This is a genomic window from Mycobacterium asiaticum, from assembly GCF_001668675.1.
Lineage (GTDB): Bacteria > Actinomycetota > Actinomycetes > Mycobacteriales > Mycobacteriaceae > Mycobacterium > Mycobacterium asiaticum_D.
This window is the reverse complement of sequence record NZ_LZKQ01000187.1, coordinates 1-8,230: the sequence shown is the minus strand read 5'-3', so window position 1 is coordinate 8,230 and position 8,230 is coordinate 1. Positions and strand designations below refer to the sequence as shown.

7 protein-coding genes are annotated in these 8,230 nt (G+C 66.7%); 4 read left to right on the top strand and 3 right to left on the bottom strand.

The annotated features are described in order from the left end of the window. Positions 1–927 (top strand): PE/PPE C-terminal domain-containing protein (locus A9X01_RS15815; protein WP_172832530.1); only part of this gene is annotated, 927 nt, incomplete at its 5' end. Between the two features lie 98 nt (positions 928–1,025). After that, positions 1,026–2,609 (top strand): APC family permease, encoded by a 1,584-nt coding sequence (locus tag A9X01_RS15810; protein ID WP_081282413.1) that lies wholly within the window; start codon positions 1,026–1,028, stop codon positions 2,607–2,609. Between the two features lie 20 nt (positions 2,610–2,629). Here the strand turns inward: A9X01_RS15810 and A9X01_RS15805 are convergent, their stop codons facing one another. The 3 genes from A9X01_RS15805 to A9X01_RS15795 are packed head-to-tail and all read right to left on the bottom strand — an operon-like array spanning position 2,630 to position 5,972. Next, positions 2,630–4,300 carry a tetratricopeptide repeat protein gene (locus tag A9X01_RS15805; protein WP_065121648.1) on the bottom strand — a complete coding sequence of 557 codons (1,671 nt, stop codon included), beginning with the start codon at positions 4,298–4,300 and terminating at the stop codon, positions 2,630–2,632. Continuing rightward, the gene (locus A9X01_RS15800; RefSeq protein ID WP_065121647.1) at positions 4,297–5,175 is read right to left on the bottom strand and encodes an alpha/beta hydrolase fold domain-containing protein; all 879 of its coding nucleotides are present in this window, start codon (positions 5,173–5,175) and stop codon (positions 4,297–4,299) included. The genes A9X01_RS15805 and A9X01_RS15800 overlap by 4 nt, the downstream gene beginning before the upstream one ends. Before the next feature lie 5 nt (positions 5,176–5,180). Next, positions 5,181–5,972 carry an enoyl-CoA hydratase/isomerase family protein gene (locus tag A9X01_RS15795; RefSeq protein ID WP_065121646.1) on the bottom strand — a complete coding sequence of 264 codons (792 nt, stop codon included), beginning with the start codon at positions 5,970–5,972 and terminating at the stop codon, positions 5,181–5,183. A 140-nt stretch (positions 5,973–6,112) separates the two neighbouring features. Here A9X01_RS15795 and A9X01_RS15790 point away from each other — a divergent pair, with 140 nt between their 5' ends. Together A9X01_RS15790 and A9X01_RS15785 are read left to right on the top strand one after the other, a co-directional pair. Beyond that, the gene (locus A9X01_RS15790) at positions 6,113–7,525 is read left to right on the top strand and encodes an NAD(P)-binding protein (protein ID WP_065121645.1); all 1,413 of its coding nucleotides are present in this window, start codon (positions 6,113–6,115) and stop codon (positions 7,523–7,525) included. A 7-nt stretch (positions 7,526–7,532) separates the two neighbouring features. Then, positions 7,533–8,230: acyl-[acyl-carrier-protein] thioesterase (locus A9X01_RS15785; protein ID WP_065121644.1), on the top strand; the 698-nt coding region annotated here is incomplete at its 3' end.

Here is an 8,230-nt window from a genome sequence, read left to right as displayed (position 1 = left end):
CAAGACGCCGCCGCCATGTACAGCTACGCCGGCGCCTCCGCCGCCGCAACCACACTGACACCCTTCACCCAACCACCACCAACCACCAACCCCACCGGCGCAGCCGCCCAAACCGCCGCACTCCCCCAAGCCGCCACCGGCACAACCCAATCCACCCTCGCCCAAATGGCAGCCGTCCCCAACCTGCTGCAAACCCTGTCAACCGGTTCCTTCCCCGGGTCGAACCTGTTGCTGGATTTCTTCAACAGCTATCCCATTCAGGCGTTCGAGCAGATGAGCGAAGATTCGCTGGGTGTCGGGATCTTCTCCTACGGTGTGAATTTCGCAATTTCCGGGGTGCTGCTCACGGTCGCGCCGATAGCGGCAGTCGGTTTCAATCCATTGGCCGCTTCGCTTTCGGCCCCGGCGGCTGTCGCGGCGGCCGATGTGCCCGAGGCGGACGGACTGGGTTCCACCCTGGTCCGCGCCGGTGGGGATGCGCCGGTGTCAGCAGGATTGGGTGAGGCCGCATCGGTGGGCAAATTGTCAGTACCGCCGTCCTGGGCCAACGCCCCGGCAATTCGGCTGGCCACCTCCGCTCTGCCGACCAGCGGCAGCGAGGCCATACCGCAAACTGGACCCGCTGGGGTCATCGGAAGTATGGCGCCGCTGGGTGGTCCGATCACCGGTGTCATCAATGCGCCGAGGGGTGACCGGACTCGCGCTAAATCCGTTGTGCCGCGCCGAGTGATCCCGGCGTGGCCAGGTGAGATGAGTGGTCCCGAGGATGCCTCGGAGATAGGTGCACAGGCCTCTGCTGCCGGGGAAGCGGACAGCGAACGCGACGAGTTGATCCGGCTCCGACGAGCCGTCGCGGAGGTGGCCAAGCAACGCGATGCCCTGAAGCGGACCGCAGCCATATTGATCCAGGAGTCGAAACACAACTGACAGAGCCCTTTTCGGCAGCAACCAGCCGAACCAACAACATACGCAAGTTTTGCAGATACCGGCAAAGTGGAGGTTCATTCGTGGTAACGGCCAAGCCCATGCGCTCCGTCGCAGAGCCATTGGAAAGCGATCCAGACACCGACTTGGCGCGAGATGTCACGCAACATGCCCATGAAATCACCCAGCATCGCCCAGAACTGAAAAGCGACAAGCCGTTTGATGGGCCGTCCGAGGATGACGAGGACCAGGCTCAATTGGAAGCGCTGGGATTCCACTCGGAGTTCCGGCGGGACATGAGCCCGTGGGCCAACTTCTCGCTCGGATTCACCTATCTCTCCCCCGTAGTAGGCATCTACACGGTATTTGCGTTCGCCCTGGCTACCGCCGGGCCGCCGATGATCTGGAGCCTGCTGATCGCAGGTGCCGGACAACTGTTGGTAGCGCTGGTCTTCAGTGAAGTCGTCGCTCAATTCCCGGTGGCCGGCGGTGTCTACCCCTGGGCCAGGAGACTGTGGGGACGCAAGTGGGCGTGGATGACGGGATGGATCTATATGTTCTGTCTACTGGCCCTCATCGCCGACGCCGCATTCGGTGCCGGCCCGTACATCGCTGCCATGTTCGGCTTCGCGCCTACCGTGCAGGCCAAGATCTATTGTGCGCTAGCTGTTTTGGCCATTGCCACGCTCATCAATCTGACCGGCACCAAAATATTGGGTTACTTCGCCATCTTCGGTTTCGCGGCGGAACTCATCGGCGCCGTGGTGGTCGGTGTCTGGCTGCTGTGTACCGAACGACACCACGGCCTCGGCGCGCTGTTCCACAGCTATGGGGCCCAGGGCCAACACAGCTTTCTCTACGCATTCCTGGCCGCCGGCCTCATCGCTCTCTACCAGTTCTTCGGCTTCGAGGCGTGCGGTGATGTTGCCGAGGAAGTTCGCAACCCCGGCGTGCAGATACCCAAGGCGATGCGCCGCACCATCTACATCGGCGGTGCCGCAGCGACATTCGTGTGCCTCAGCCTGATCTTGTCGGTGGCCGACTTCGGCGCGGTCATCCGTGGCGAGGACACCAATCCCATCGACACCATATTGGCAAGGGCGTTCGGCCCGGTCGGCTCCCGAGTCGTGCTCGGTATCGTGCTGATCTCGTTCGTGTCCTGCGCGCTGAGTCTGCAGGCCGCCGCCAGCCGTCTCATCTACTCCTATGGCCGCGACGGCATGATCGCGGGCTCTCGACTGTTGGCGCGGTTCGACCACAAGCGACATGTGCCGCCCTATGCGCTACTGGCCGCCGTCGTCATTCCCGCAGCCCTGATCGGCGGTTCGATTGTGTCGGCTCATCCGCTGACCAAGCTGATCAGCTTTGGCACCGTCGGGGTCTACCTCGGATTCCAAATGGTGGTGCTGGGTGCCCTGCGCGCCAGGATGAAGGGCTGGAACCCGTCCGGAAAATACCGGTTGGGCCGGTGGGGACTGTGGGTCAACATCGGCGGGTTGGTGTACGGCGTCGCAGCGATCGTGAACATTTGTTGGCCGCGGTCCCCTGAGGCACCGTGGTACGACAATTACGTCGTACTGCTCATGTCGGCGATGGTCATTGGCTGCGGCTTGGTGTACATGGTGAGCAGCCGGGCCTATGCCCGGGGCACCTCCCCGTACGCGGATGCCATTCCGCGGCGCTAACCCCGACCGACGGGCACCGGTCACCCGTCACAGCACTCGGCGACGTCGAGCCGGCACGCGCAGGACGCACGGACCGGCACGTCCGCGCGGGCGGCGGCCAGGGTGAGCCGTTGCCCGATGATCGCGGCTTCGGCGCTGCGGCCGAGGCGCTGCAGGCACTCGTGGTAGCCGTGCAGGCTCCACACATTGCCCGGGTGCTGGCAACACCGGGCCAGGGTGGGGTCCAGGCCCAGGTCGGCGGCATACACCGCCGCGGCCTCCTCGACGTGGCCCTGCTCGAGCAGCAGCGCCCCGTACGCGTGCCGCGTCGGCTGCATCCATCCCCACGGCTCGTCGTAGGGCAGCGCGTCGTCGAGCTGGACGGCGCGCCTTAAATGAGCGAAGGCCTCGTCGAAACGCCGTTCGCGGTAGGCGATTTCGCCGTCCAGCATGGCGGCCCCCACCGCCAGGATGTCTCGGGCGCTGTTGTTGAACAGGTAGCGGGATTCCGGTATGCGGTCGTAGGCCGCGTGGAACGCGGCACGCTTGGCACGCGCCCGCACCAACTGGCCGGTCGCGGCCAGCGCCACCCCACGTCCGTAATGCAGCGTCGTGGCGGTGGTGCAGTACAGCTCCTCGTCATCGGGCAGGCGCTGCGCGATCAACTCGTCCCAGCGGCCGAACCGCACCAGCACGTGGGTGCGCAGCGGCACGAACGCTTCCAGCCAGTCGGCCATCGGCGGGGATTCGATGGACAACAACTCGGGTGTCAGCTGGGCGGCGAGTTCGTCGGCGGCCTGCAAAGCGACCCCCGACTGTCCTTGCAGCATTGCCGAATACACGATGAAGTGCAGATCGTGCGCACGGTAGAGCGAGTAGAAGTTGAACGGTCCCCGCTCCGCGACGAAACGCCGGTCCGCTTGCACCGCAACCTGATTGGCCACCACCGAGCTGCGGTAGTCGCCGCACAGCACGTCGATGTGGCTCGGCATGTGTTGCAGGTGACCGGCATCGGGCACCAGGCCCCGTAACAGGTCCGCCGCCGGCAGCGCGTCCTCCGGTGTCGGGGACATCTCCATGGTGTGCAGATACAGGTGCAGGATCCCGGGATGGGTGCGTCCCGCCGGCCGGGCCAGCGCCTTCTCCAGCAGTCGTCTGGCGTCCAGCACCCGCGAGCCCGGCGCCGGTTCTCCGGTGCGGGTGTCCCACAGCGCCCACGCCGTGACGTTGAGCAGGGCGTCGGCCGCCAGGGCCTGCACGTCGATATCGTTGGGAAAGGCCGTCGCCAGCACCGTCATCGCGTCGGCGTAGGCGACCCCACCCTCGGCCAGGGCATCGGGGTTCTCCGGGTCAGCGGTGCGGAACCGGGCCCACAGCGCGCTGATCAGATCGTGTTCGACCTCGCTGACCCGGCCCTGCGCGGCCAGCGTCAGCTCGGCACGCGCGCGGGCCAGGGATGTTTTGCGGTCGACCGGGTCGAACGCCTCCCACGCCTTGTTGTAGTTGGGCCCGACCGCGTAGGCGATGCCCCAACGGGCGATGGCCAGCTCCGGATCAAGCTGCAGGGCCCTTTCGAAACAGGCGACAGCCTCTTCATGGTTGAACGCGTACGCCCAGACCAGTCCCCGGTCGAACCACACCTGCGCCTGCGGGCAGGGCGTCCGTACCGGCCGGTGATAGGAACCCAGGTCGAAGTAGCCGTCGTCCGTCATGATCGGGTCAGGCTCTCGACGATGATTGCGCGCGCGGCCCGGCCTTCCGGGATCGGCATCAACGGGTAGACGTGCAGCAACTGCGGCTGCTCGCGGAAATCGACGTCCACGCCTGCGGCAACGGCCTTTTCGGCCAGCAGCCGGGCATCAGGGTTCAGGATGTCGCGGGTGCCGGTGAAGATCGTCAACGGGCCCAGCCCGGCCAGGTCGCCCGCCAGCGGGCTCACCCGCGGTTCGTCGACGGGCCACTCACCACGCCACCGGTCGGCGAACACCCGCAGCGCGTCCCGTCCCAGCCAGGGGTCGTCCGAGACAGCCGCGATGTCCGGGTTGTCCAGCGAGAGGTCCACCACGGGCGAGATCAACACGGTCCTCGGAACGATCACGTTGTGCTCGTCGCGCAGCACCTGCGCCGTCGACAAAGCGATCTGCCCGCCCGCCGAATCCCCGACCAGGGCGCCGCCGGGCTTCTCCAGCGCCAGCTCGACGATCGTCGGCAGCACATCGGCCGCGGTGGCCGACGGCACCAGCGGGTAGATCGGGACGACCACTTCGGCTCGGGCGCCGACCGCCATCCGCGCCGCCAATTGCCAATGCTGAGGGGTGATCTCGTTCACCCACGCGCCACCGTGCAAATACAAGACCGCCCGTTCGGGCTCATGGTTACGCGGCCGCACCGTGTAGATGGGCCAATCGTTTCGCCGTTCCAGCGCGATCTTCACCTCCGGGCGCAGCCGCGGTGGCGGGGCGAACAGTTGGGGGTGCAGGGCCCGTTGTTCGATGTGGGCGCGGGCCGTCTCGGCGCTCGCGTACGCGCGGCCCCGGCCCATCAGCCGCAGGACCGCGGGCATCGCCCGGCTTCGCAAACTTGTCATCGCTTCTACTCCCCCGCCATCCCGGTCCAGCGCGGCGGTCTGCGTTGCAGGAACGCCTCGACGCCTTCGCTGGCGTCCGGGCTGCCCATCACCTGGTGATGCAGCTGCGTCTCCAGGTCGGCGACCTGGCGCGCCGTGTAACCGTTGATCATCGTGTCCCACAGCAGTCGCTTGCTCAGCGCCGCCGACATGGGTGCGACGTTGACGGCGATGTCGCGGGCCACGGCCATGGCGTCAACCAGCACCGCATCCGCCGGCAGGGCGCGAGTGGCGATGCCCAGCGCCGCGGCCTCCGCACCGTCGAAGGTGCGGCCGGTCAGCAGCAGATCGGCCGCCACGGCCCCGCCCACCAGATGCGGCAGCGTCCAGTGCGACATGCAGTCCGGGATGACACCCCGACGGACCTGCGCCACAGCATATTTCGCATCGCGGGCCATGATACGGATGTCGGCCTGCAGCGCGATGGTCAGCCCGATCCCGATGGCGTGTCCGTTGACCGCCGCGATCACCGGGGTGCGCAGCTCGAACGCGGCGGGATCGGTCGGCGAGGCGGTGAAGGCGTCGCCGGATGGCGTGTCGAAGGGATTGGTTCCGGTGGCGAAATCCGCGCCGGCGCAGAACGCGTCGCCCGCACCGGTCAGGACGATGGCCCGCACCGCCTCGTCCTCGTCGCACTCCCGGTAGGCCCGGTTGAGCAGCTCACCCATCTGCGCGGTGTAGGCGTTGCGCCGCTCCGGCCGGTTAAGGGTCAGCACCGCGACACCATCGCCAATCGCGACGGTGAGATCGGCTCCCATGCTGGGCAAACTTACCCGGTGGGCCCCTCGGCGATGCCGCCAACCGAACCACACGGCGAAATACTGGCCCTGAAATCGCAGTCAGGCACGGCTGGCGACGTAAAGCCGTCTATGGTGGCGCCCATGAGGGAGTGCACGCAATGACCGGCCGTGTCCAGAAGCTGGACACCGACTACCTCGTGATCGGCGCGGGGGCCATGGGAATGGCGTTCGCCGACACGGTCATCACCGAATCCGAGGCACGCGTGGTGATCGTCGACCGCGCCCACCAACCGGGCGGGCACTGGACGACCGCGTACCCGTTCGTGCGGCTGCACCAGCCGTCCGCCTACTACGGCGTCAACTCAAGACCGCTGGGCAACAACACAATTGACATCGTCGGCTGGAATCAGGGACTGAATGAGCTTGCCCCCGTGGGCGAGATCTGCGCCTACTTCGACGCCGTCATGCAGCAGCAGTTCCTGCCGACCGGGCGCGTCGAGTACTTCCCGATGAGCGATTACCTCGGCGACGGCCGGTTCCGGACCCTGGCGGGCGCCGAATACGACGTCGACGTCAAGCATCGCATCGTGGATGCCACCTACCTGCGGGCCGTCGTGCCGTCCATGCGGCCCGCCCCCTACGACGTCGCCCCCGGGATCGACTGCGTCCCCCCGAACGAGCTGCCGAAGTTCGGCGCGCGCGAACGGTACGTGATCGTCGGCGCCGGCAAGACCGGCATGGACGTATGCCTGTGGCTGCTGCGGCACGGCGTCGACCCGGACCGGCTGACCTGGATCAAGCCCCGCGACTCCTGGCTGATGGACCGGGCCACCCTGCAACCGGGGCCGTCGTTCATCAAGCAGTTCCGGGACAACTACGGCGCACAGCTCGAGGCGATCGAGTCCGCCACCTCGATCGAGGATCTGTTCGACCGGCTCGAAGCGGCAGGCACCCTGCTGCGCCTCGACCCCACGGTCCGGCCCCTGATGTATCGGTGCGCCACCGTGTCGCAGCCGGAATTCGAGCAGCTGCGCCGGATCAAGGACGTGATCCGGATGGGTCACGTGCAGCGCATCGAACCCACCGCCATCGTGCTGGACGAGGGCTCCGTCACCTCCTCGCCGTCGGCGCTGTACATCGACTGCACCGCGGACGGCGCGCCGCAGTGTTCGGCGACACCGGTTTTCGACGGTGACCGGATGACCCTGCAGGCGGTGCGGGGGTGCCAGCAGGTCTTCAGCGCCGCGTTCATCGCCCATGTCGAGTTCGCCTACGACTCCGATGAGACCAAAAACGAACTGTGCACGCCGATTCCGCATCCGGACCGCGACGTGGACTGGCTGCGGCTGACCCACTCCGACCTGCGGAACTTCCGGCGCTGGCTCGACGATCCGGACCTGACCGATTGGCTGCGCTCCGCGCGGCTGAACCTGCTCGCCGAGTTGCTGCCGCCGCTGTCGCACAAGCCGCGCGTGCGCGACCGGGTGGTGTCGATGTTCCAGAAGAAGCTTGACACGGCCAGCGAACAGCTCGAGCAGCTGCAAAACGCCGCCGCCGCGGTCTCACGCTAGGAGCGCCGTGTCCACCAATCCTGATCTGACAGCGCCGCTCGTCCCGGTACCCGACGACGGGTACGTGTACCAAACCGGTTGGCGGCTGGCCACTTCCGACATCGACGAGCACCGCCGGCTGCGCCTGGACGGAGTGGCCCGCTACATCCAGGAGGTCGGGGCCGAGCACCTGGCCGACGCGGACCTGGCCGAGGTCCATCCGCACTGGATCGTGCTCCGCACGGTCATCGACGTGATCGAGCCGATCGAGATCCCCAGCGACATCACCTTCCGCCGCTGGTGTGCGGGGCTGTCAAGCAGGTGGTGCAACATGCGGGTGCAGCTCGAGGGTTCCGCCGGCGGACGCATCGAGACCGAGGGCTTCTGGATCTGCATGAACAAGGACACGTTGACGCCCTCGCGGCTCACCGACTACTGCATCGAACGATTCGGCAGCACCACCGACAACCACCGGCTCAAGTGGCGGCCCCAGGTCACCGAGCCGCTCGACGACCCGGTGACCACGCCGTTTCCGTTGCGCCGCACCGACATCGACCTTTTCGAGCACGTCAACAACACCATCTACTGGCACGGTGTGCACGAGATACTGGGCCAACTACCGGAATTGGAAAGTAAGCCCTACCGCGCGGTGCTCGAATACCGCAGCCCGATCAAGTACGGCGAACCGTTGACGATCCGTTCGGCTGCCCGCGGCGACTCGGTGCT